At 57.8% G+C, this 22,626-nt stretch carries 18 protein-coding genes; 8 read left to right on the top strand and 10 right to left on the bottom strand.

Translation table 11 applies throughout. The features are described 5' to 3' along the window. Positions 1–136 precede the first annotated feature (136 nt). Positions 137–2,320 carry a DNA helicase RecQ gene (gene recQ, locus YBN1229_RS00870; RefSeq protein ID WP_046475556.1) on the top strand — a complete coding sequence of 728 codons (2,184 nt, stop codon included), beginning with the start codon at positions 137–139 and terminating at the stop codon, positions 2,318–2,320. Between the two features lie 17 nt (positions 2,321–2,337). On the opposite strand, the gene hisG is transcribed toward recQ, so the two are convergent. From hisG to YBN1229_RS00835, 7 genes are all read right to left on the bottom strand, one after another. Next, on the bottom strand, positions 2,338–3,057 hold the full coding sequence (gene hisG / locus YBN1229_RS00865; RefSeq protein WP_046475551.1) for an ATP phosphoribosyltransferase: 720 nt from the start codon (positions 3,055–3,057) through the stop codon (positions 2,338–2,340). 3 nt (positions 3,058–3,060) lie between these two features. Next, positions 3,061–4,230: an ATP phosphoribosyltransferase regulatory subunit gene (locus tag YBN1229_RS00860; RefSeq protein ID WP_046475546.1), complete on the bottom strand. Its 1,170-nt coding sequence runs from the start codon at positions 4,228–4,230 to the stop codon at positions 3,061–3,063. Positions 4,231–4,276: 46 nt separating this feature from the next. Next, entirely contained in the window at positions 4,277–5,770 is a 1,494-nt protein-coding gene (hisS, locus tag YBN1229_RS00855) for a histidine--tRNA ligase (protein ID WP_046475543.1), read from the bottom strand. A 332-nt stretch (positions 5,771–6,102) separates the two neighbouring features. Continuing rightward, the gene (locus YBN1229_RS00850) at positions 6,103–7,347 is read right to left on the bottom strand and encodes a metallophosphoesterase (protein ID WP_046475540.1); all 1,245 of its coding nucleotides are present in this window, start codon (positions 7,345–7,347) and stop codon (positions 6,103–6,105) included. 309 nt (positions 7,348–7,656) lie between these two features. Further along, complete coding sequence (gene glcF, locus YBN1229_RS00845; RefSeq protein WP_046475537.1) at positions 7,657–9,033, bottom strand: glycolate oxidase subunit GlcF; 1,377 nt, start codon at positions 9,031–9,033, stop codon at positions 7,657–7,659. Positions 9,034–9,070: 37 nt separating this feature from the next. Next, positions 9,071–10,294: an FAD-binding protein gene (locus tag YBN1229_RS00840; protein WP_090227724.1), complete on the bottom strand. Its 1,224-nt coding sequence runs from the start codon at positions 10,292–10,294 to the stop codon at positions 9,071–9,073. Positions 10,295–10,336: 42 nt separating this feature from the next. Then, the gene (locus YBN1229_RS00835) at positions 10,337–11,785 is read right to left on the bottom strand and encodes an FAD-linked oxidase C-terminal domain-containing protein (RefSeq protein WP_046475533.1); all 1,449 of its coding nucleotides are present in this window, start codon (positions 11,783–11,785) and stop codon (positions 10,337–10,339) included. A gap of 317 nt (positions 11,786–12,102) precedes the next feature. On the opposite strand from YBN1229_RS00835, the gene YBN1229_RS00830 reads away from it, so the two are divergent. The 4 genes from YBN1229_RS00830 to YBN1229_RS00815 are packed head-to-tail and all read left to right on the top strand — an operon-like array spanning position 12,103 to position 15,580. Beyond that, complete coding sequence (locus YBN1229_RS00830; protein ID WP_076605264.1) at positions 12,103–12,618, top strand: c-type cytochrome; 516 nt, start codon at positions 12,103–12,105, stop codon at positions 12,616–12,618. After that, positions 12,615–13,424, top strand: a complete 810-nt coding sequence (locus YBN1229_RS00825; protein ID WP_082100926.1) for a (Fe-S)-binding protein — start codon at positions 12,615–12,617, stop codon at positions 13,422–13,424. The genes YBN1229_RS00830 and YBN1229_RS00825 overlap by 4 nt, the downstream gene beginning before the upstream one ends. Positions 13,425–13,484: 60 nt before the next feature. Beyond that, entirely contained in the window at positions 13,485–14,912 is a 1,428-nt protein-coding gene (locus YBN1229_RS00820) for a LutB/LldF family L-lactate oxidation iron-sulfur protein (protein ID WP_046475528.1), read from the top strand. Next, positions 14,909–15,580 carry a LutC/YkgG family protein gene (locus YBN1229_RS00815; protein WP_046475525.1) on the top strand — a complete coding sequence of 224 codons (672 nt, stop codon included), beginning with the start codon at positions 14,909–14,911 and terminating at the stop codon, positions 15,578–15,580. The genes YBN1229_RS00820 and YBN1229_RS00815 overlap by 4 nt, the downstream gene beginning before the upstream one ends. Before the next feature lie 448 nt (positions 15,581–16,028). On the opposite strand, the gene YBN1229_RS00805 is transcribed toward YBN1229_RS00815, so the two are convergent. Together YBN1229_RS00805 and YBN1229_RS00800 are read right to left on the bottom strand one after the other, a co-directional pair. After that, positions 16,029–17,411 carry a glutamate--cysteine ligase gene (locus YBN1229_RS00805; protein ID WP_046475517.1) on the bottom strand — a complete coding sequence of 461 codons (1,383 nt, stop codon included), beginning with the start codon at positions 17,409–17,411 and terminating at the stop codon, positions 16,029–16,031. Between the two features lie 186 nt (positions 17,412–17,597). Next, positions 17,598–18,338 (bottom strand): 16S rRNA (uracil(1498)-N(3))-methyltransferase, encoded by a 741-nt coding sequence (locus YBN1229_RS00800; RefSeq protein WP_046475512.1) that lies wholly within the window; start codon positions 18,336–18,338, stop codon positions 17,598–17,600. 86 nt (positions 18,339–18,424) lie between these two features. Here YBN1229_RS00800 and ubiA point away from each other — a divergent pair, with 86 nt between their 5' ends. The 3 genes from ubiA to YBN1229_RS00785 all read left to right on the top strand — a co-directional run bounded on the left by ubiA (position 18,425) and on the right by YBN1229_RS00785 (position 21,867). After that, on the top strand, positions 18,425–19,399 hold the full coding sequence (ubiA, locus tag YBN1229_RS00795; protein WP_046475507.1) for a 4-hydroxybenzoate octaprenyltransferase: 975 nt from the start codon (positions 18,425–18,427) through the stop codon (positions 19,397–19,399). 311 nt (positions 19,400–19,710) lie between these two features. Next, complete coding sequence (locus YBN1229_RS00790; protein ID WP_046475501.1) at positions 19,711–19,959, top strand: DUF4170 domain-containing protein; 249 nt, start codon at positions 19,711–19,713, stop codon at positions 19,957–19,959. A 69-nt stretch (positions 19,960–20,028) separates the two neighbouring features. Then, positions 20,029–21,867: an ABC transporter ATP-binding protein gene (locus YBN1229_RS00785; RefSeq protein ID WP_052743584.1), complete on the top strand. Its 1,839-nt coding sequence runs from the start codon at positions 20,029–20,031 to the stop codon at positions 21,865–21,867. 15 nt (positions 21,868–21,882) lie between these two features. Here the strand turns inward: YBN1229_RS00785 and YBN1229_RS00780 are convergent, their stop codons facing one another. Beyond that, entirely contained in the window at positions 21,883–22,620 is a 738-nt protein-coding gene (locus YBN1229_RS00780) for a fused DSP-PTPase phosphatase/NAD kinase-like protein (RefSeq protein WP_076605263.1), read from the bottom strand. Between the last annotated feature and the right edge of the window lie 6 nt (positions 22,621–22,626).

Genomic DNA, 22,626 nt, shown 5'->3' with positions numbered 1-22,626 from the left:
AAGCGAAAAAACGGCGGGAATTGAGGCACTACGCGATGTTTGTTCCACAGCTGGAGCGGCTTGTTGCATCTCATAGCGAGACGGAATCGCGTACACCATCGGTTCCGATCCCGAACCTCCCGCCTTTGCGAGTCCCATGGTTGTCGCCCACACCAGCGCAAAATCAACGCTTCATGCACCCGACATGGACTCTGCGCAACGCATCCTCGAAGATGTGTTCGGCTATAAGCACTTCCGTTCGCACCAGAATGCGATCATCGGGACGTTGCTGAACGGTGGGGATGTTCTGGCCCTCATGCCTACGGGCGGTGGCAAGTCACTATGCTACCAGATCCCGGCATTGGCACGTAACGGAACGGGCGTCGTCGTCTCGCCCCTCATCGCTCTCATGCAGGATCAGGTTGACGCCCTTAAGATCCTGGGCGTTAACGCCGCTTACCTCAATTCGACCCAAACTTCTGCCGAACAACGCGAAATTGCGGCCTCCATTTCGCGAGGCGAACTCGATCTTCTGTATGTTGCGCCGGAGCGCCTGCTTCAGGACCGTACGCTCACCCTTCTCGAACGCGCCGACATTGCCCTCTTCGCAATCGATGAAGCGCACTGCGTCTCACAGTGGGGTCATGACTTCCGCCCCGAATATCGCCAGCTCAAAGTGTTGGCCGAGCGGTTCCCGAATGTGCCCCGTATCGCATTAACGGCCACGGCGGACGAGCGCACACGCGACGAAATCATCACTGAGCTTCGTCTAGAAAAGGCCGATCGTTACATCGCCAGCTTCGATCGCCCAAACATCCGCTACCGTATCGCCGAAATTGGCTCGGTCAGCGCTCGCGAACGGCTCTGGAATTTCATCGAATCCGAACACCCAAAAGATGCCGGCGTCGTCTATTGCCTATCGCGCCGTGCCGTGGAAGAGACCGCCGCGTGGCTTCAGCGTAAGGGCCGCGAAGCGCTCGCATACCATGCGGGCCTGCCGGCCGAGACACGCGCCAGTGCTCAATCGCGCTTCCTCAATGAAGATGGCCTTATCATTGTCGCCACCATCGCCTTTGGCATGGGGATCGACAAACCTGACGTCAGGTTTGTCGGCCACCTCAGCCTGCCGAAATCCATCGAAGCCTATTATCAGGAAACCGGCCGCGCTGGCCGCGACGGAGAACCTGCCAACGCGTGGCTGGCTTACGGTCTGCAAGATATCATCCAGCAACGCCAATGGATCGCGGCGAGTGAAGGCTCGGAGGCTTTCAAACAAGTTCAACGGGGAAAGTTGGACGCGCTGATTGGGTTGGCCGAAAGCCCTGGTTGCCGCCGGCAAGCGCTGCTCTCCTATTTCGGAGAGACGCTGAGCGAGCCCTGCGGAAACTGCGACAACTGTTTGGAGCCCCCAGCAACCACGGACGGCACCGTTCTCGCGCAGAAGGCCCTCTCGACCGTCTACCGCACCGGCCAAAGATTCGGTGTTGGCTACCTGATCGACATCCTCTCAGGCAAAGCCGAAGAGCGCGCAATTCGGCTCTCTCACGACAAGCTCTCCGTGTTCGGGATCGGCAAAGATGTGGACGCTACAGAATGGCGCGGCCTGTTTCGTCAACTCGTCGCTGCCGGCTTGTTAACCGGCGACGAAGAAGGACGTGGGACTTTGGCCCTCACAGACAAGGCGCGTCCGTTATTGCGCGGCGAACAAACGTTCCTGATGCGCGCGGCAGCTCCCGCACGACCACGAGCGAAATCTCGAAGCAGCCAAGGCGCACCGAAGCTCACGGTCTCCGAAACGGACCAGCCGTTGTTTGAAGCGCTCAAGGCACTGCGCATACGCCTAGCCAGCGCGGCTAAAGTGCCCCCTTACGTCATCTGTCATGACCGTACGTTGGCCGAACTCGCACAATTAAAACCGGCAACGCTCGACGCTCTCAATAACATCACCGGCCTTGGAGCCAGCAAGATACGCCGCTACGGTGACGCCTTGATCCAGACAATTACAAATTTCCAACCCCATCCCATGCTGCAAAACAGGCTGGGTGCCAGCGTCAACGCAACATTGGCCTTGCATATTCAGGGGCTCGCCCCAGAAGCGATTGCCGCTGAGCGCAAGATTGAACTAGCGACCGTACACGGCCATTTCGCAGACGCCATCGAAGCCGGACTGCTGACTGCCGAAGACGTACTTGAGCTCGACGCATCGGATATCGATGAGATCCACGCCGTCTTTGACCGTCTCGACACACTGGAAACAGGCAAGCTCGGACCAGCCTATGCAGCGCTCGACAGCCGCTACGATTACGGTGTCCTGAAATGTATTCTGGCAGAACTTGCCTGAACCCACGCGCTTAATGCTTACGCTTCCAGCCTGGCCATAATCTCATTTTGCGCTTGGCGCGTACTAGGCGTCCACTGGGCAACATTCGAGGCAACAAAGTTCGCCTGGGATTTCAAAATGACCCCGTCGTCAAGAATCTTCAGGCCGTTCGCGCGTAGCGTTGTGCCTGTCGACGTGATATCGACAATGAGGTCCGCGCTTCCAGCCGCAGGCGTGCCTTCCGTCGCCCCAAGACTCTCGACAATGCGGTAGTCGGTGAAGCCCTTCGCGGAGAAAAAACGACGCGTCAGATTCACATACTTCGTAGCGACGCGGAACCAACGGCCGTGACTTTCCCGAAACCCACCCGCAATCTCATCCAGATCCGCCATAGTGGAAACGTCGAGCCAGCATTGAGGAACAGCAACAACGACATCGGCGAAACCGAAGCCTAACGGCTTAAGAAGCTCGACGCGTGTTTTCCAATCGGAAATCCGTTCGCGAACGAGATCTTCCCCGGTAACGCCCAAATGCGCCTTGCCGGATTTGAGGTTCGCCGCAATTTCTGAAGCTGACACGAACGCGACATCTACGTTAGCAAACCCTTCAATCTCTCCGCGATAACCGCGCTCATTGCCGGTCTTGCGCACATTGAGCCCGCTCTCGCGGAATAGCTCCAGGGTCTGCTCCATGAGCCGCCCCTTTGAGGGCAGCGCAATCTGCAAGCGTGTAGTCAAAGCCTCGCCTTCTTTACCCATGGCCTACCCCCGCACCGCGGCCAACAAGCGTTCTGTATGAACCGCGCCACCAACAGCCGGCACATCGTGCGGCGCCCCACACATCCGAATGAGCTTGTCATATCGACCGCCACCGGCAACCGGGCTCGCCTCCCCAAGCATCGGGACTATGACCTCGAAAACGAAACCGGTGTAGTACTCAAGCGTCCGGCCGAACTCGGCAGAAAAATCTGCATGAACGACGTCAACACCCGCTTCGGTCAACAATTGCAGGCGTCGGTGATAAGCATCGAGCGCATCCGAAATATCAACGCCCTCACTGCCCATTAGATCCTTGAGCCGAGCACCCGCAGCACGCGCAGGCGCCGTCACACCGATATAACTGCTGATCAAAGCCGCCGTGCGTGGAGACAAGGGTTCGGCACGCTGATCCGCCACCACCATCAGAAGGTTGTCCGTGACCTCCCCGACGGTCCGTGCTCCAACGATCTCAATATCTTCGGAATCGAGATAATTCGACACAAGCTGGACAGCCTCATCCGGCTTCTCGGGATCGAGCTGAGCCAGAAGCTCATTCGGCACCCCGCCTGGCGTGTCGGCGGGCGATTGCGTCAAGCGCATCAGCTCCGTACGAAAGGCGTCCGGACGCCAGAACTGGTGCATAAGGCGCTGCCGCCACCGCGCCGGCATGTCAGCCGCCTCGAGAAGAGCACGGAATAGCCCAAGATCGCCGATCCGGAGCTTGAAGTCTTTCAGACCCGCCGTGCGCAGGCCCTCGAACACGAGAGCCAAGGTCGCGGCATCCGCTTTCTCGCGATCGGCAATACCGAATGACTCGATACCCGCCTGCCGGAACTCGCGGGGATGTGCAGCACCCGCGCCCACTGGCTGAAACCGAAATGCCGTACCGTTGTAGCAATACTTTGCCGGACGATCGCCATTCCGATGGCGCTCGATGTGCAGCCGACATGTCGGCACCGTAAGATCAGGCCGTAGGCAAAGTTCATCGCCATCGGGATCTAGGAACACATAGCTTCGCCCTCTCAGCGACTCTCCGATCACATCGAGATAGACGTCGGCCGGCTGAATCACCGCAGGTGCGACGGCCTCGTGCCCCGCCTTGATAAACACCCCAAGGAGCGTTCTGGCCTGCTCTTCGAGAGCTTCGAATTCGCGTGCTGTCTCTGCGACCATTGTCGACCGGCTTTATTTTTTCTCGTTACAGGACATCGGATGGCGATCAATCGCTTTGAGGAAAGTGCCGCGCCAGCACCTTGCGCACTTCCTCTTCCAAGGCAACCTCGCTAACGGAGAATTGCGCCGGACGCGCTTCTTTCCATTCTTTATTGTCAGCAATCGATTGCGCCGCGAGCGCACCTTCGATCAGGTCCTTGATTTGGACCTCGCCCTTTTCGCGCTCATCCGATCCCTGGATCACGACGCAAGGACTACCGCGCTTGTCGGCATACTTCATCTGCGCCTTCATGCCCGACGTCCCGAGATACATCTCGGCGCGGATACCAGCGCTTCTAAGACGTTGCGTCAGCGCCTGATAATCCGAGAGGCGGTCACGATCCATAACAAGCACGACGACGGGGCCGGGCACATCGCCTTCAGCTCCGCGGCCCAGCGCGTTGAGCGCCGCTTGTAGGCGAGAGACGCCAAGGGAAAAGCCGGTCGCAGGAACTGTCTTCCCGGTAAAACGCGCAACAAGGTCGTCATAGCGACCACCGCCGCCGACAGACCCGAAGCGGACGGGCTTGCCATCATCACCCGTCACTTCAAACGTGAGCTCCGCCTCAAAAACCGGCCCTGTATAATATTCGAGCCCCCGCACGACAGACGGATCAATCTTCACCCGATCCGAATAGCCCGCCGCAGAGATGAGCTCTGCGATTTGCGCCAGCTCTGCACGCCCCTCCCGACCGATTTCGCTGTTCTTGAGAAGTCCATCGAGTTCGGCGAAGGGGTCTTGTCCATCTTTTGCCGGCACAACAAACGCTCTGATCGCTGAGATCGCGTCCTTACTAAGGCCAGCACCCTTCGTGTAGTCGCCCGACTCATCGAGGCGACCTTCGCCCAGAAGCTGTTCGACACCGGCCAATCCCAGACGGTCCAACTTGTCGATCGCCCGCAACACCGTCAGACGGCGTCCGGCATTCTCCTCACCCGCAATTCCCGCGGCTTCCATAATGCCGTCCAGAACCTTGCGGTTATTTACCTTGATGAGGAAATTACCGCGCGGGACGCCCAACGCTTCCAGCGTATCCGCAGCGAGCATGCACATCTCGGCATCTGCCGCGACGCTTTCGGTCCCAACGGTGTCGGCATCAAATTGCGTGAATTGGCGGAACCGGCCCGGACCTGGCTTTTCGTTGCGCCAGACCGGCCCCGTGGCATAACGACGGAACGGCTTCGGCAGGCGGTCGAAATTCTCGGCAACGTAGCGAGCCAGCGGTGCCGTCATGTCATACCGCAGGCTGAGCCACTGCTCGTCTTCATCCTGGAGCGAGAAGACCCCTTCGTTCGGCCGGTCGCTATCCGGCAGGAATTTACCCAGCGCATCCGTATATTCGAACGCAGGCGTCTCTAGCGGCTCGAACCCATAGTTCTCATAAACCTTGCGGATGCTGGCCAGCATCGCATTCTGCGCCCGGATTTCAGCGGCTTCGATGTCACGAAGCCCCTTCGGCAGACGTGCGCCAGGGCGGTTATCTTTAATTTTCTTGGCCATGAGAAGAAATTAGCTCTTCGGTTTCCAATTGGTTGCATCAACTTCCCGCTCCCACCGCGCCAGACATTGCCCGCCCCTCAAGAGAAGACGAACAAAGGCGTGCCGATCAGGCCCACTCGCAACTCTGAAGACTTCAGACCTTGGAGACTGGGGATCGGTGCGCAGGCGGAGGGAAACCGACGGTTACAATCGCGGCTTCGCTTATCACGGCTCGCCGCATGGCGCAAAGCCGCAGGCGGCCTAGCGCTCGCCTTAGCTAGCCCAATTCTCGCCTACACGGGGAAAATTAGGCCGAGATTCACCAAACACGTCGCTCAAAGCACGCGCCCCTCTTAGGCTTCAGGTGAATACCCAGGCCGCAGAGGCGGATGCGCGAAGGGACGGATCGGCGTCGCATAAGCCCTGGCGGCGGGGATCGACACGATTTGACGCTCCGGCCACCTGAGAGCCGTCAGCTTACCGCCGAAGACGCACCCCGTGTCCACGCACAACGTGTTGTTGAGCCAATCGGCTTCTGGAACAGGCGTGTGGCCGTAAACAATGGTCGTCTCGCCGCGATATTCCGCAGCCCAGTGATAGCGAATGGGCAAACCGAATTCATCGGTCTCCCCACTCGTCTCGCCATACAGACAGAACTCGCGAACCGCTCCACTGACACGCCCCATCATCTCTTCTTTGATGCCTGCGTGAGCCACCGTCAGTCTGCCGTTCTCCAGCCACAAGTGGCTTACGAGCCCGTCAATAAAGTCGCGGACCTCATCACGAAACTCATCCTGCTCGACTTCAAGCTGACTGATGGTTTGAGCAATGCCGTGCCCCGGCTTGACGTTGCGTCCGTTGAGCCAGCGCAACAGTTTCACGTCGTGATTGCCTGGGACGGCCAAGGCCTGACCCTGTGCGACCATATGCATGACGATGCGGAGTACATCCGGCGATGCCGGCCCACGATCGACCAGATCGCCCACAAAGATCGCACGCCGCCCCGCAGGCGTGCGTGACACGACGCGACGGTCTCTTCCTCCACCAGTAATTTCGATGGTGTAGCCGAGTTTGCTCATCAAGCCGATAAGCTCATCCACACACCCATGCACATCACCGATGATATCGAACGGACCGTGCTCACCACGATTATCGGTGCGAGTTGGCACGCGCTCAACGCAAGCGTTAGCGATCTCTTCCTGTGAACGTAAGACATGAACGTCCAAGAAGCTTTCCTTGCTGATCTGAGGAAGGCTTCGCTGCAGAAGCTGAACCTGCTTCACCACCTGGTCGTCATCTTCCGGCGCGAGCACGATGGCGACCGTTTGCGCATAGTGGGATTTGGCAATGTGAATCAGCATGGCCCGCTCGTCCCGCTGCAGAGCGTTGCGAGCCTCAACGACCGTCAAACAGCGTCGTTGCAGTCGTGTGTCGAGAAACTGTTCGATGCTTTCAGGAAGTACGCCACCCGGGAGGAGACCGTCCTCAACCGAGACAACCTCCGAAAGCCCGAACTGGCTCCGTACAAACCCCGATGGCCCAGACCCTGGAGCAGCTATCACAACAACAAGACAGAAGTCTGGGATCGTAATCTTCATCACGGCTTCCTCGCGGCGCCGCACGTCCCACAACGAGAACCATCAAAAAAACAAGTAAACCGGTTCGCACGCGGGCTCATCAACGCTCCCAAGGTCTCAAACATAACTACGCGCCCAGCATCGAAAAACAAACGCGCCGAAGTGCAGCGCTTGTCGGAAGCCGGCTGGTGAAAGTTCATACAGAAAAACGCTTGGGCAGATGACAGAGGTAAGACGTGTTCAACGCGACATCGCACAGGCTGATGTAATCAGCCGTAATTTGACGACAGCAGTACGACGAAAATGGCTGAAGCTTCGTTGTAACGCAACCTATTGCGCGTCCGCCTCCAGGTAATCATCGGGTACATAGCGCGGCGGCTCAGGCACATCAGAGACGAATTTGGCAAGTCCTTCAAGCCCACGCGGCACGGGGCCGCCAAACGCCCAATCCAACAATTCGACGGTATGCGCAATGGGGATATCCATACCTTTTTCGAGTTGCGAGATGCAGCCAATATTGCCCGTCGCCACAAGGTCCGGCTTCGCGTTTCGGATGTTCTTGACCTTACGCTCGCGAAGCTGCCCGGCAATCTCCGGCTGCAGAATGTTGTAGACGCCCGCCGAGCCACAGCAGATGTGGCCTTCGGCAATGTCAGTCACCGTATAGCCTGCCTTGACCAGCAACTCTTTCGGCTCATCCGTAATACGCTGACCGTGCTGCATCGAACAGGCCGAATGATACGCCACCCGCAAAGATGAATAGCGCTTGGGTGGACCCAGTTCATATCCGGAAAGAAACTCCGTGATATCCCGCGTCATCTCCGAAATGCGTTTGGCCTTTTCGGCGTACTCCGGATCATGGCGCAGCATGTGCCCATAGTCCTTAACAGTCGTGCCACAACCCGACGCATTGATGATGATCGCATCAACCGGGGCCTTTTCCATTTCGTGTAGCCAGGCATCGACGTTGCGCCGTGCCTGTTCCAGAGCCTGCTCTTCCTGACCCATGTGATGGACCAGAGAGCCGCAGCAACCAGCGCCGTTGGCAACAACAACATCAACACCACGTCGTGCCAGCAAGCGGATCGTCGCATCGTTGATATCTGGCCGCAAAACCTGTTGTGCGCAGCCTGCCATCATGATGACCCGCGCGCGCCGCTTGGCATCCGTCGCAGCCGTGCCGGGCCCCTCATAACGCGGAGCCGGCGGAATCGACTGAGGTGCCAGCTCAATCATGGAGGCGAGTTCCTTCAGGCCCAGTTTCCGCATCACGTTGACGAACGGACGTCCCAACGGAACCAATTTCAACGCAAGCCGGAAACGGTCGGGGTAAGGAATGACGCGGGACAGAAGCCAGCGCATTGCCCGATCTTTCGGCGTCCGTGTGCCAGTCTCGTTGATGTGCACGCGTGCCATATCGACGAGATGCATGTAGTCCACACCGCTCGGACACGTCGTCATGCAGGAAAGGCACGACAGACAGCGGTCAATGTGATGCTGGACTTGCGCACCCGCATCCCGGTTCTGCTCAAGCATATCCTTGATAAGATAGATACGACCGCGCGGTGAATCGCGCTCATCTCCCAGAACCACGTAGGTCGAGCACACAGCCGTACAAAACCCGCAATGCACGCAACGCCGCAATATGCGTTCCGCCTCCGCAATTCGCGGGTCGCTCAACTGCTGCGCGCTGAAATTAGTTTGCATTCCGTTCGTCCTGCTTCCGGTTTGACCGGCTTATCGATTAGAAGCTCGCGTACATACGCCCGGGATTGAGCACGCGATAGGGATCAAAGGCATCCTTCAACCCACGCATCAGTTTCTCCACCGCCGGAGCTTGCGGCTGAAAGACTTCCACTGAGGCCCGAACCTCCGGCTCTGCACGGATCAGCGTGGCGTGTCCGCCATTCACGGCTACCGCCCGGCGAATATCAGACGCGCCTGCATCGGCACTTGCAGGCACTTCGACCCAGATCAACCCGCCTGACCAGTCGTAATAGGCCTCTGCCGGCATATGGCGCTTGATCGCGGCGACAACCTTAGGCCCGGCCGTCGGAGCTGTGGAGATGCGCCACAAGCACGTGTCGCGATTGTAGGGCATCACAGACAGATGACGTAGCTCGCCCCAAAAGCTCAAAGAATCCGTCGTATCCAGAACAGCCGGATCGCCATAAACTTTGAGCGCATCTTTTAGCGCTTCCGAACGGTAGCCGATTGAACTGCGGAAATTCTCGATGCGCAGCGCTGTAATCGAGCGGCCCTGACGTCGAAGCCCTTCGTGTTCCAAGCGACGCGCTAACGCTTGCGACAGATGCACTGCGCCCGACACCTCATAAGGCAGCCGCATCGCGGCACACATGACTTCAGTGCCGATATCATCAGGCAAACCAAAATAGACTAATGTTGCCGCCGCCTCAGGCCATGGCAGAACCTTGAACGTAACCGCGGTCAGCACCGCTAACGTGCCCCAACTCCCCGCCAATCCCCTGCAAAGATCGACACCGGTAACGTTCTTCATCACGCGGCCACCCGCGTGGAACAACTCGGCACGTCCGTTCACCGCCTCAATGCCCAACAGGTTGTCGCGAGCCGCCCCCGCGGTGATCCGACGGCTACCCGAGGAATTGGAAGCGAAGATTGAACCGATCGTCTGTGTGCCGCGCGGTCCTCCGGTCGTAGGGCCAAGATCAATAGGCTCGAATGACAACATCTGTCCGTTAGATGCCAACGTGGCCTCAACCTGAGCCAACGGCGTACCGGCCTGAGCCGACATAACAAGCTCCGTCGGCTCGTAGAGCCAAATCCCTTGCATCGCAGCGGTCGTGAGCTGAGCAGCAGCCTGGAACGGCCGACCAATAGCCCGCTTCGAGCCAGATCCGACGATTTCCACCGACATCTGCCGATCGATCATCGGTAAGAGCATGTTCTGCAGTTCCCAGCCGGCGGCGGGTCGCATCAATTTACTCAATGGGGTCTCCTCAAACCGGGCGCCTCTTAAGAGGGTGACCGGTCATGCAACGTCTTTGGCCTGCTGAGTGTCGTTCAACGGAAATACTTTGCCCGGATTCAGCAACCACTTGGGGTCAAACACGGTCTTGACGCGGATCTGCACCGTTAGGTCGGTCGCGCTGAATTGATCGTTCATCAAGTCGCGTTTCTCGACGCCGACGCCGTGCTCGCCTGTAAGACATCCACCTACCTCTACGCAGAGCCTGAGAATATCGGCGCCAGCAAGCTCTGCGCGTTCCGAAGAACTTGGGTCATTGGCATCATACAAAATGAGCGGATGCAGATTGCCGTCGCCAGCATGGAAGATGTTGGCGACCTTCAGGCCATGTCCCTCGCAAATTTCGCCAATGCGTCGGAGAACATCGGGAAGCCGCGAAAGTGGAATAGTCCCATCCATGCAGTAATAATCCGAGATTCGACCAATGGCGCCGAACGCGGACTTGCGTCCCTTCCAAATTTTCGCGCTTTGCTCTGCGCTTTGACTGATCAGGATGCTTGTGGGACCAAAAGGCTCCGCGATTGCTTGAATACGCCCCAGCATTTCCGAAATCTCATCATCCGAACCCTCAACCTCGATGATGAGTAACGCCTCGACATCAAGCGGATAGCCAGCCTTCGCAAAGGCTTCGCAAACCTCAATGGCCGGCTTGTCCATGAATTCCATAGCCACCGGAACGATGCCAGCACCGATAATACCGGCGACACACGCGCCAGCCGCTTCGCTTGAACCAAAGCCCATCAGCATTGGCCGCGCACCTTCCGCGGCTTTCAGAATCCGCACTGTCGCTTCAGTGACGATACCGAACTGCCCCTCAGAACCGATCATAAGGCCGATAAGGTCATAACCTTCGGCATCAAGATGCCCGCCACCCAGCTCTATGACTTCTCCGTCCATGAGCACAACCTTAAGGCCAAGGACATTGTTGGTTGTCACACCGTACTTAAGGCAGTGCGCCCCACCGGAGTTCATGCCCAGGTTGCCTGCGAGCGTGCACGCCAACTGGCTCGACGGGTCCGGGGCATAAAAGAACCCCTCAGCAGAAACAGCACCGGAAATGCCAAGGTTGGTAATACCAGTTTCCACTCGTATGAAGCGGTTGTCGTAGTCAATCTCCAGAACCCGGTTCATCCGCGATACACCGACAACAACCGCGTCTTCCACCGGAAGCGCTCCTCCGCACAGGGATGTCCCGGCTCCACGCGCAACAACCTTGATCCCTTCACGATGGCAATATTTGAGAATGCGGGACACTTCCTCGGTCGTCGTGGGGAGTACAACGGCCAGCGGCATGCACCGGTAGGCGGTAAGACCATCCGTTTCGAAGGTCCGCCGGCCTTCCTCATCGGCGATGACCGCCTCCGCACCAGCAAGAGCGGTAAGGTCCTTAATGATCTGCTGCGATCGCCCCAGCACGGAAGCATCCGGCGTAGGCATCTGCAAATGAGTCATGCGTAAGTCTCCGCGATCGGAATTGCGCCGATCGACTTCTGTCCCCTGAAAATCCTTGTGAGAGCGGCCTGCCGTCGCGTCGAACGACGCGGCGTATTAATTTTTGCACGCACACACGCAGGCAGCAAGTTTACCACACCCTGAGGATAGCAAGAAATTTACATTGCGCCAGCCGATCAACCCAGTCCCAATTCGTATTAGGGCCTTGCTCCCACCAGCAAATTCCCGGAACAATGGACCCGGAACATAAATGGACATAAGAGGTTGATTGGACGCGCGAGCCGTCCACGCCGGAATAGATGACAGGAACACCCAGCATGCATTTGAAAATGGCCGCCAACGTTCTAATCGGTGTGGCGACCTTTGCCCTCTGCTGTACTCCGGCCCTAGCCATCACGCGATGGATCCCCTTGCCAGTCGCGAAATCCGTAGCAATCGATACCTCTCAGCCAGGGCCGAACATCTCACGCGGAGCAGTTGTCTATAAAAATTGCCGGGCATGTCATGACATTGGCCAGGATGCCGGAACACGCGTTGGCCCCGATTTAACAGGCATCGTAGGCAGACCTGCCGCCGTCCTTGAGGATTACACCTATTCAAAAGCCATGCACGAGGCCGGGAAGGAAGGTTTGATTTGGTCCCGTGATCTTCTCGATCAGTATCTCTCTGCGCCGACCAAGTTCATTCCCGGAAACAAGATGGCCTATATCGGGTTGAATGACGCGGAAGCGCGGCGCAACCTGATCGCCTACCTCGCAACATTCGAGATCATTGGCCGCGCACCTTGGGAGCCGGTCGAAATTACAGCTCCGTTACCCGACCAACGTCCATGAATCAGCAATCCAGTGACCGCGATTTTTCGGGCCCCCCACCCGAGCCGGCAGCGCCATGTGTTGGCCTGTTCGTCACCTGCCTCGTCGATCTATTTCGGCCCAGCGTAGGCTTTGCGGCTGTAAAGCTCTTAGAAGCCACGGGCTGCAAAATAGTCGTCCCACGCGAACAGACATGCTGCGGCCAGCCCGCCTATAATTCAGGCGACCGAAAAACAGCCAGAAGCCTCGCTCTGCAAACGATCGAAGCATTTAAGGACTGTGACTACGTAGTCGCGCCCTCGGGCTCCTGCGCGGGCATGCTGAAATCCCACTATCCGTCCCTTTTGGCTGACGATCCATCGGCACACGACGACGCCCTGCGCTTCGCCGCTAAAGTCTACGAATTGATCTCATTTCTGTCCGACGTCCGCGGCATGGTCAGTGTCCCAGGCGCCTACACCGGCACAGTCACCTACCATGACAGCTGTTCAGGGTTGCGCGAACTAGGCATCAAGGATCAACCCCGTCGCCTGCTGAAATCCGTCGAGGGACTGGAACTTGTCGAAATGGCCGAATGCGAAACCTGCTGTGGATTCGGCGGAACATTTTCGGTCAAATTCCCCGATATCTCCAATGCCATGGTTGAACGTAAAACCACCAACATAAGTGCATCGCAAGCACCACTGCTTCTCGCTGGAGACCTCGGTTGCCTCATGAATATCGCGGGTAAACTGAGCCGACAAGGCTCACCCGTCGGATGCCGTCATATCGCCGAAGTGCTTGCCGGAGAACTATCCGATCCCGTAATTGCTGCACCTTCACGCTAATCCGGCTAGCCAATAAGTCTTGTTGCCCGCGGACGGGCTTTAGGACAGCTTTCTTCTGTCATGCAGCCAACCACGCGCACCTTCAAAGCGAACGCCCGCGAAGCCCTTGGCGACGAACAGCTACAGACAGCCCTTGCTGGGCTGCCCACGGGCTTGGTCGCACAGCGCGCCGCGGCACGCGCGCGACTGCCGGAATTCGATGAGCTGAGAGACCTCGGCCGCGATATCCGCAACCACACGCTGGATCATCTCGATCAATACCTGGAAATCTACGAAAAGAATGCCATCGCAGCCGGCGCGCATGTGCATTGGGCCGCGACCGGCCAAGAAGCTTGCGACAAAATTTTAGAAATTTGCCGGGAGGCGAACGCGCAACTCGTCACCAAGGGCAAATCCATGGTGTCCGAGGAAATCGGCCTAAATCACGAGCTTCAGAACGCGGGTCTCGAAGTCGTCGAAACCGACCTAGGAGAGTACATCCTGCAAATCCGCGGGGAAACGCCAAGCCACATCATCGCACCGGCGATCCATCTCACCCAGGGACAGGTCGAAGCTGATTTTCGACGCGAGCACAGCGACCTGCCACCTTCCCGCGACCTTAAGGAACCTGCCGAACTCGTAGACGAGGCCCGCCAGATCCTGCGCCAGAAATTTCTCACCGCCGACGTCGGCATAACGGGCGCGAATTTCCTGATTTCTGAGACCGGCTCTTCAATCATCGTGACCAATGAAGGCAACGGCGATCTCACCCAATCGCTCGCCAAGGTGCACATCGTCCTGGCAACGATCGATAAGGTCGTTCCAACGCTCGAAGACGTATCCGTACTGCTTCGCCTTCTCGCGCGCTCAGCAACAGGCCAGGACATCACGGCCTACACGACCTTTTCCACCGGCCCGCGCCGTCCGAGCGATCCTGACGGCCCCGAAGCCTACCATGTCATCTTGCTAGACAATGGCCGTAGCGAATTGCTGGCATCTCAGTTTCGCGAAATTTTACGCTGCATTCGGTGCGGTGCATGCATGAACCATTGCCCTGTTTATGGCGCAGTCGGAGGGCATGCCTATGGTTGGGTCTACCCTGGTCCCGTCGGTGCGGTGTTAACGCCAGGCCTCATCGGTATCGAACAAGCTGCGAACCTACCCAACGCGTCGACGTTTTGCGGCCGCTGCGAATCCGTCTGCCCGATGCGCATCCCGCTTCCCGGCCTGATGCGGCGTTGGCGCGAGGTCGAATTCGAACAGAATAAGACATCGTTCCAGGCGCGACTAGGCCTCAAGCTGTGGGCTGCCTTCGCAAAACGCCCGTGGGCCTATCGTCTCGCATCTCGCTTCGCGGCCTCGTTTCTCCGCCTGCTCGCAGGAAGCCGCGGTGCGGTACGCAATCTGCCCGGTGCGGGAGGTTGGACAAAAAACCGCGATATGCCAGCCCCCCAGGGCCGGACGTTCCAACAGCTGTGGAACAAGAGCAAGCGGGAGCTCTCCAAATGAGCCGCGATCAGATTCTTGCAAAGGTCCGAGCCGCGATCTCTGACGCAACACCACAGCTTCAGCGCCGAGCAGCCGCCGAAGCCCGTGTCGCCAAGCCGTCGCGTAGCGCACCACCATTGCAACGCGTCTCACGTCCGACACAGGAACTGATTGAAGTCTTCAAATACGAGTTGGGCCGGCAATCAGCGAACGTGATCGAGGCACAAGGTTCGATCCCTCAATCTATCGCGGCCTACCTGCAAGAAGCCGCTCTCCCACCAACACTACGTTGCGGTTCAGATTCGCGGCTCACACGACTGCAATGGCGCGACGCGCCCACGCTGGCGCTTCAACATGGCCCCGCCGCTGCCCAAGACGGCATCGGCCTATCCCACGCGTTTTGCGGAATTGCCGAGACGGGCACACTCGCATTGTTGTCCGGGCCGGAGAATCCCGTAACCCTCTGTTTCCTGCCCGATACACATATCGTCGTTGTCCGCCGCTCTGACATCGTAGCAAGCTACGAAGACGCCTACGTTCGGCTCAGACACCTGCTCGGCGAGCGGCGTATGCCGCGAACGCTTAATCTTATTTCAGGGCCTTCCCGCACTGCCGACATCGGCGGAAAAATCGTCATTGGCGCGCACGGTCCGCGGCGCCTGTGTGTCGTAATCGACAACACAAACTAAACGCACTTGAAACTAATCGATTTCGCGGAACGCCACTTACTTCCGCTTGCAGGAACGCAGACACTTGATGAGCTGCGCGTCACACTTCGAACTGTCGAGCGAGGCCTGTCGGGTGCGGCATTTGTTGTGCTCTTCATGACATTTGGCGCAGCCATCGGCAGCAGCCGTCTCAGCAAAGCTAGCAACCGTAACCGCCAACCCGGCTGAAAGGCAAAGCCCCGCGAGCCCCAAGAATATTGCGCGTCGTGTCAAATCGAGCCTCATCAGATCTTGGTTTGAAAGAACACCGCATCGGCCAAGCTGCAGGCCAAAAATGAAATGCGCCACCCATGCGGATGACTCATATCGCAGGTTCGATGAACGTGACCTGAACTTGCAATCAAACACAACCTGGGGATGCAACAACCCACAGCGAGCCTTTAGCCTCGCCCGTATCAAAGCGAACGGGCTACATCGCGGTCTCAGCAAAGACCCACGAAATATCGCCAGCCCACGCACCGTGATACTTTTCGAGAAGCTGATCAGCCACCGTACGACGCGAATCGACGATGTCTTCTAAAGGCGCCAGATATTGTCGTTCATCTGCGCCCGATGAATCGCAGAAATTGCGATTGGCGAGCCCCTTAGCGGCCAACTCAACCATCTCACGCGCAAGGTCAGCAACATGTCCGCCACGGAAGGGCGTCTCAAGCGCCAGCCTGGGGACCTCATCACGGAGTTTCTGACGCTCGTCCGCCGTCCAATCTTTAACGCGGTCCCAAGCCGCATCCAGCACATCAGCGTCATAGAGCAGGCCAGACCAAAGCGCTGGCAGCGCATTGATCATCTCCACCCGGCCGCCATCTGCGCCCCGCATTTCCAGGAACCGCTTCAAGCGCGCTTCTGGGAAAAGCGTTGTTAAATGATCCGACCAGTCATCCAGCGTCGGAAGAATGCCCTCCAGGCCGACAAGCTTACCAGCGAGAAAATCTGCGAAAGAAGCGCCCGCGACGTCGATGTAATGTCCGTCGCGGTAAACGAAGTACATCGGCACCTTGAGCGCATAATCGACAAAGGCCTCGTATCCCATGCCCTCTTCGAAAGCGAACGGCATCATGCCCGTACGATTGGGATCGGTATGACGCCAGATCTCGCTCCGCATTGATTTGAAGCCGTTTGGCTTGCCTTCCGTGAATGGCGATGAGGCAAACAATGCCGTTGCCACCGGCTGCCAGGCCAACGCAACCCGAAGCTTTTTGACCATATCCGCTTCGGATCCAAAATCCAGATTGGCCTGGATGGTCGCGGTCCGATACATCATGTCGAGGCCACGCGTTCCGACCTTCGGCATATAGCTAGTCATGATGCCGTAACGCTTTTTTGGCATCCGCGGCATGTCCTCGAAGGTCCATGTCGGCGCAAAACCGAGGCCCAGGAAACCAAGTCCGAGCGGCCCGCCGGCACGGTGGCATTGCTCCAGGTGCTGCTGCGTTTCAGCTGCCGTTTCATGAACGGTACGAAGGGGTGCTCCGGAAAGCTCAAACTGCCCACCGGGTTCGAGACTGACCGTTGCTCCAGGCTCACCAATCGCACGTTTCAATGCGATCATGTTGCCGTCTTCAATAATGGGTTCCCATCCGCAGCACTTCATGAGCCCGGACATCAGCGCGTTGATGCCGGTTTCGCCGTCGTAAGCAACGGGTTGCCGCGTCGCTCCATGAAACACGAACTTTTCGTGTTCGGTTCCTATGCTCCAGGCGTCACGCGGCTTTTCGCCGGCAGCAATCCAGGCGACAAGATCATTGCGTGAGTTAATCGTTTCGCTCGGCGCTGCGTCCTGACGGGTCGACATAAAGGGCCTTCCGCATTTCTATTCTTACGCCCGCTGAGCGCACGAAGGAGACCTCGTACCAGCGCAGGCTTTAAACCATCGCCATAGGAAGTCGGAATCTGCGAGTTATGACGAGGCGCCGCGACGCGCACAAGCCCTACAATCAGTGTTAACGAGATTGCGAACACGGTCTGAGCCGCACGGACTTCAGGCCCAGTCGCCAAGAACGGAATTAACAAGGCTCAACGCAGCAACAGCCGCCGTGTCTGCACGCATGATTCTTGGGCCCAATGAAATCGCAGTTGTATCAGAGCGTCCCAGAAGAAGAGTCCGTTCGGTGGCATCGAATCCGCCCTCCGGGCCCACCAAAACGGCCACAGGTCCCGGTGAGATCTGCTGCAGCGCGGCAAGTGGGCTGGCCGTTTCGGCTGCTTCATCGCAGAAGATGATCCGACGAGATCCATCCCACCCCGCGAGTAAATCTGAAAACTTGACCGGCTCATCGACGGCCGGCAGCGCCAAGATGCCGCACTGCTCTGCCGCTTCGATGACGTTGGATCGCATCCGCTCAAGGTTGACCCGCTCAGCAATCGTGCGCCGTGTAATTACCGGTCTGAGCCGCGCGGCACCGAGTTCAACAGCCTTTTGCACCATATAGTCGAGCCGCGCGCGCTTCAGCGGCGCAAAAACATAGTGGAGATCGGCCCCACTCTCCTGCGGACGGACCTGTTTGTGCACGATCAAGTTGCATCGACGCTTGCTAGCGCCGCTGACAGCCGCACGCCATTCCCCGTCGCGGCCGTTAAAGATGAGAATTTCATCCTCATTCTTGAGCCGCAATACGTTGATGAGGTAGTTCACCTGCTCATTGGTGCAGGTAATGGTCGCGCCAGGAGCGAGCGCCGCATCGACAAAGAGACGCTCTGCATTGAAATCATGTACTGCCATGTGCGGGTGATACCCGAGACCGCGCCGAATTGACAATTGCTATAGTCGGCGCACACCACTTGCCTTGCCCTGAAAGCCACAACGTCATGCCCAACAACGCAACGTCCGGAAAAATTCCTCCCTTAGACCCGACGGTCGCGGATGCGGTTCCGGGCAATTGGGTCGACCGCTACGCGCCGTCCGCGTGGAGGCCCTACCTGCGGCTCGCGCGTGCCGACCGCCCGATCGGGACGTGGCTTCTGCTGTTTCCCTGCTGGTGGTCGCTGGCGCTCGCTGAACTGAGCGAAGGCGCCAGCTATCCAAATCCTTGGCACCTTGCGCTCTTCGCTATTGGAGCCTGGGTCATGCGCGGCGCTGGCTGCGCCTATAATGACTATGTCGATCGTGATTTCGATGCCCAGGTCGCCCGCACACGATCACGCCCAATCCCATCCGGGCAGGTCTCCCCGAGCCAAGCCTTGGTTTTCGTCGTGGCCTTATCGCTCGTCGGCCTGCTCGTTTTGCTCCAATTCAATGCGTTGACGGTAGCCACCGGCATCGCTTCGCTTGCACTCGTCGCGCTCTATCCGTTCACAAAGCGTTACACCTACTGGCCTCAATTCGTGCTCGGACTAACCTTTAATTGGGGTGCACTCGTCGGCTGGACGGCAGCGATAGGTTCGTTCGCTTGGCCCCCATTGCTCCTGTACGTGGGATCAGTGGCATGGACCATTGCCTATGACACGATTTACGCACACCAAGACAAGGAGGACGATCTGATGCTCGGCCTCAAGTCTACCGCTATCCGCTTCGGAGAGCACACGCGCAACTGGCTGGCCGCCTTGTTCGCATTGACCGTCATTCTATGGACGGCAGCCGCTCTCGCTTCTGGGGGTGGCACGGCTTCGCTGATCGCAATGGCAATCATAGCGGCACATTTCATTTGGCAAGTTCGAACGCTGGATATTTCTGACAGCGACAATTGCCTTGAACGGTTCAGGGCAAATCGCGTTGTCGGCGTAATATTTTTCGCCGGCATCCTGGCTGAGTTCGTCCTCGCGGCGCTTGGGTTAGACCTATAATTCAAGGCCCCAAAAGCAATGCGGCACGGGGAAAGCGTTCTCCCGTGCCGCACCTACGCCGTCCTGTTGACGAACATCACCGTCTTCCGCGGTGGATGTTCACACCATACACCGGATCACTTCAGACCGAGTTAAAGAAACGTTCTAAAATTCGCTGCTCTCCGCTCCGTTATGAACCGATTTGCGGCAAACACATTCACAGCCCATCCCCGCGGGGCTTGCTCAAGTCCCGCAGCTCAGGCAGGAAGAAATCTTAAAGAAGCTCACTGGCTTCGTGGTCCGTCTAACCAAGCGCAAAGGATCTCTCGACAATGAACGCCGACAAATCCGTTACGCCGAAGCAACTTTTACACCTCGTCTTCGGGGGAGAAGTGAGCACACTAGATAAGCCTGAGTTTAAAGACCTGAAAAACCTCGATATCGTCGGAATTTACCCGAACTACGCCGAGGCCCACACCGCGTGGAAGGCCGCCGCCCAACGCACAGTCGACAATGCCGAAATGCGTTATTTCGTTGTTCACCTACATCGCCTCCTCGAACCCGATGCAAGCTCTGCATAATAGTTCCGAACATCGTCAGACCGACGCCGCTACTGCGAACGCAGTCGTTCGCACTCGAAAGGAGATCGTGTGAGCAAGGCCAGCACCGGCACGCCTCCGAAGGGAGCGAAGGCGCGCAAACGGGTCGCTTTCGACGCGAACTCGCGTCTTCTGATCTCACGCTTTCTCAACGATTGGGTCTGGCCCCGCTGGCGCAGCCTTCTCTATGCCCTTGTATTGACCGCCTGCCTCGCTGCGATCACCGGAGGCTATCCGATGATCATCAAGCTATCGTTCGATACCTTGATGAAGGAGCAAACCGGAACGCTGCTACCCATCCTTCTGGGCATTATCGCAATTACCGTCGCACGCAGCATTTTCATGTATCTGCAGACGGTATCGACCCAACGCATTGTCCAGCGCATGGGCACCGACATTCAAAAGGCGGCGTTCACCCACCTTATTGAAGCTGATTTTGCTCGTCTTTCACGAGAATCCCCAGGCCACCTGCTCTCGCGACTGACTAACGATATCAACATGATACAACAAGCCGTGCAGGCAACGGTGAACACGGCGGTGCGCGACGTTTTGATGGTCGTCGCGCTCGTTATCTCGATGTTCTATCTCGACTGGCTGATGTCATTGTTTGTCCTGGGCGTTTATCCGATTGCAGCGCTGCCGATCGCCATTATTTCCGAACGTCTTCGCAAGGTCGCAAAGCGCACGCAAAGCCAACTCGGTGATCTGACATCCTTGTTGTCCGAGAAACTTTCGGGATCGCGACTGATCAAAACCTTCAGGCTTGAGAACTATGCATCCGAAAAAGTGCACTCTAGCTTTGAAGAGGTCTTCAAACTTCGCATGAAGGCGTTGCGCAATCGCGCTCGTCTTGACCCAATGCTAGAAGCGCTTGGGGGCTTGGCCGTCGCTGGGGTCATCGCCTTCGCCTATTGGCGTATCTCCAGCGGAATTTCGACAGTCGGCGACTTTATGGGCTTCATCACGGCGTTGCTGATGGCCGCCCAGCCCATCCGTTCGCTCGGTAATTTGTCGGGGAAGATCCAGGAAGGGTTGGCGGGTGCCGAAAGCCTTTATGGACTGCTCGAAGAGAAGCCTAAGATCATTGATCTCCCGGACGCCGCAACGCTCAAGGTAACTGGCGGAAATATCCGCTTCGACAACGTTGCTTTCGCCTACGACAGCGCCCCTGACGCGCCCGCCCTCCGCGGCATCAATGTCGATATCCCAGCAGGAGCGACCGTCGCTTTTGTCGGCCGGTCGGGTGCGGGGAAATCCACACTTATCAACCTAGTCCCCCGCCTCTTCGATCTCGCCGGGGGGACCATATCTATCGACGGCCAAGATATTCAACAGGTGCGGCTCGCGTCCTTGCGCGACAACATCGCCATCGTAAGCCAGGACGTCACCCTCTTCGACGACACCATTCGCGCCAATATCGCGCTAGGTCGTCTCGATGCGAGCGACAGTGACATTGTCGCTGCCGCCAAGGCCGCTGCCGCCCATGACTTCATCATCGCTCAGCCCAGTGGCTACGACACACAGATCGGTTCAAGCGGACAACGTCTTTCGGGCGGACAGCGTCAGCGTCTCGCTCTGGCCCGCGCCATCCTTAAAAATGCTCCGATCCTTTTGCTCGATGAAGCCACAAGTGCACTCGACACAGAGTCAGAACGTCTGGTCCAGGAGGCCTTGACCCACTTCACCTCAAACCGCACGACATTGGTGATCGCGCATCGGCTCTCGACCGTTCAGAATGCCGACCTGATTTGCGTTATGGACGAAGGCCAAATCATCGAACTGGGCAACCACACAGACCTGATGGCGCAAGACGGCACCTACGCAATGCTCGCCAAAACCCAGTTGGTGGCCGACCCGGTCTTGGTCGACGATCCAGCGGCAGCTGGCTAGGAAACCAATACCCGCTTACTCACGCTGGAGCACGCGGTCAACGAGCCGGTTGGCCCAGCGATTGGACTGGTATGATTCCTTAAGCTTTTCGCTGTCGTAAACGGTCTCGACCCACTCGAAGAAGGGCATCGGACGCTCAGCGGTATCCGCAAGATACCGCTCGAAAAACATATCGAGAATACCCGTATCTGCTTGGCGGATATGTCCATATTTGAGCGACAACTGCTTCAGCGCCTCATCGATCGGCTGATGCCCGCGAACATGCTTGTAGAGGACGCTCATGAGGCCCGCACGGTCCGCGCCTGATTTGCAATGCATGACCATCGGATATTCGATTGTTTCGAACATCTCCCGGGCAGCGAGAATATCCTCACGGGAGGGTGCGGCCCGCGAACGAATCGTAAAGTTCACGAGATTGAGCCCAAGCTCTTCACATTGCTTGCGTTCATGCCAAAAGCTGCCGCAAACACGCTCCCCGCGCAAGTTCACGACGGTTTTGATGCCCATCCGCTTGAAACGCCGGAAATCGTGCGGAGCAGGCTGCGCACTGCGCCATGCCTCGGGAGACAAACGATGCATGTTCAAATAGATCAGGCGAAAAATACCGTGATCGATGAATAACATATCGAGATAGGACGCGTGCGCGCCAAACCGGCGGCGCAACCATTCGGGAGAATGATCGATAAGTCCGTGGCGCCAAGCCATCGTGACGCGCTTGACCGCGCGTTTCGCACGTTTGGCCAACCCTGCCATGCTGCC

It is taken from the genome of Candidatus Filomicrobium marinum, from assembly GCF_000981545.1.
Classification (GTDB): Bacteria; Pseudomonadota; Alphaproteobacteria; order Rhizobiales; family Hyphomicrobiaceae; genus Filomicrobium; species Filomicrobium insigne.
This window is presented reverse-complemented; position numbering and strand designations above follow the sequence as displayed.